The organism is bacterium, assembly GCA_040753555.1.
GTDB lineage: Bacteria > UBA9089 > UBA9088 > UBA9088 > UBA9088 > JBFLYE01.
Window position 1 is genome coordinate 1 of the sequence record JBFMDZ010000300.1, and the last position, 1,971, is coordinate 1,971.

The 1,971-nt window shown below is 34.8% G+C and carries 3 protein-coding genes; all 3 read right to left on the reverse strand.

Translation table 11 applies throughout. The annotated features are described in order from the left end of the window. Nucleotides 1-232: hypothetical protein (locus AB1630_12785; protein MEW6104665.1), on the reverse strand; the 232-nt coding region annotated here is incomplete at its 3' end. After that, on the reverse strand, nt 229-939 hold the full coding sequence (locus tag AB1630_12790; protein ID MEW6104666.1) for a hypothetical protein: 711 nt from the start codon (nt 937-939) through the stop codon (nt 229-231). The genes AB1630_12785 and AB1630_12790, both read right to left, overlap by 4 nt. Nucleotides 940-946: 7 nt before the next feature. Then, on the reverse strand, nt 947-1,971 hold a 1,025-nt coding region (locus tag AB1630_12795), incomplete at its 5' end, for a hypothetical protein (protein ID MEW6104667.1).

Sequence of the window (1,971 nt, forward strand, 5' to 3'; positions counted from 1 at the left end):
GGTTATAGAATTCACCAGCAATGATTGTGTTTGTTATTTTCTCTGGGGGTTGATTTGGGATAATTATCTCAATGGCTAGGGTTTGGTCAGAACCTGCCCCAACAGGATTACCAATAGCCTTTTCTTCTCCCTCTACCTTTATTACTGGAATAAGCTCAACCAGGTAGCAGGGGTAATTGTATGGGCTTAGGTCAGATTTGTAAGAGAGGGTTAGCCTTTTTTCAGATTTCATTTTTGTTTTATCTCTCCTTGCTGTTCTTTCAAGAGTTTTTGGAATTCTTTTTCGGGAATCATTTTTACCTCTCTCTTTCCAACAAAAATTACATTTCTCCATTTAAAAATAAATCCATGTGGTTTTCCATCCCAAACAAGCATAAGATTAGGGCTGTCTCCAATCTTGTATCGGTTTTTTGTCCATTCATAGGGAGCTTTAGTAAAACTACACTTTATTTTAATATCTTCGTGGTAAACTTCCTTTGCTTCTACTGGATAATATTTTTCTCTCTCAGCAAATAATTCAATTGTATTCCTTAGTCCTCCTAAAAAATCTTCACAACTATGTCGGGCACCTTCTATTTCACATCCCTCTAAACTAAAGATTACTAACAGATTTAAAAACAAAAGGCCAAGGATAGTAATGTATGCTCTTTTGAATCTCTGAATAAAAAGGAAAAAGATTATGTTGAAAATAGAGAAGAAAAAGATATTGATTGTAACAAATGGAAGTTGTAAAGAGCGAAAAATCCAACAAGAAATGATTATTGAAGCAATGACCAAAAATGCAATTAAAAATGATAAAACATTTAAACTCCATCCCTTGCTTCTATTAAGATCATTTGCCACAATGAATAATATAACAAGGAAAGAAATAAGAAGTATAGCAAATAACAAAAAGCCTATTATATAATGAGCAAGTATAAAATTTGTTATGGTGTTCATTTTCTATTTATTTATTGAACCAATAATACAGAGGTCCATGCAAATATTTCATAATCCAGTCTTCTACTCCAGAAAAAGGGATTGTATCATCCATTATGCCATTTCCAAATTTACCACCCAGAGCATTATACGCCATATCGTTTTCTGATCCCTCTAATACTAAAGCACCAATAATGGCAAGTTCATAAACAATAAAAGTAGCGCCACTAACACTTAATGCATTAGAAACAAAGTGGTCTTTTTTTCCAGAAACAGCTTCTTCGAGCAACTTAGGATTATATAATTCATCATAATCGTAAATTTTATATCCACCTGTCATAATAGTAATAGTGTTACCCTCGTGCCACCATTTTCCTTCATAATGGGTATTTAGCCACAATGGCCTTAATATTCTTGGTCCCGACCAACCCAAAAGACCAAACTGCCAATAATACCACTTATTACTAACACTTAAGTCGTATAAACTATGGAGGAAAAATAATTTCTTTATGGAAGTTTCTATACCTTCATATTCATCCCATAAGCTTGCTAATTTCTGGGCAAAAATAGCAAATGCTTCACAATCATTAGGAATTGGGTCTCCTACATTATTAGTCAGATGGTCGTGGGCATAATTTATGGCTTTCATTTGGATGTCGTAAAAATCATCCAAAGATTTAGCTGAAGGAGCCAAAATCAAGATTATCCCCCCACTCACATCCGCTATCTCATACCTTGCCTCTCCGGTTATTGGGTCTTGGATGATGTAGCCTATACCTTGCCAGCCATTATAGGTTATGCTGGATTGAGGACATTTGGCTATGTTTCCTGCATTGATTGCATTTTTTATGTCTTGTTTGGCAAGGTCTGGGATGTTGAATGTATCAATCATACTTACATTAGAAGCATCTATATCATAAATTGGGATATTGCTTTCATTTGCTATCTGAATAGCTTTAATGGCAGAGATTGCACCCTCTCCATACCACTTCTCCCAGATGTTATGCTCTAAGGTAGACGAGGTATATCCTGAGATAGTCATAAATTCTTTGA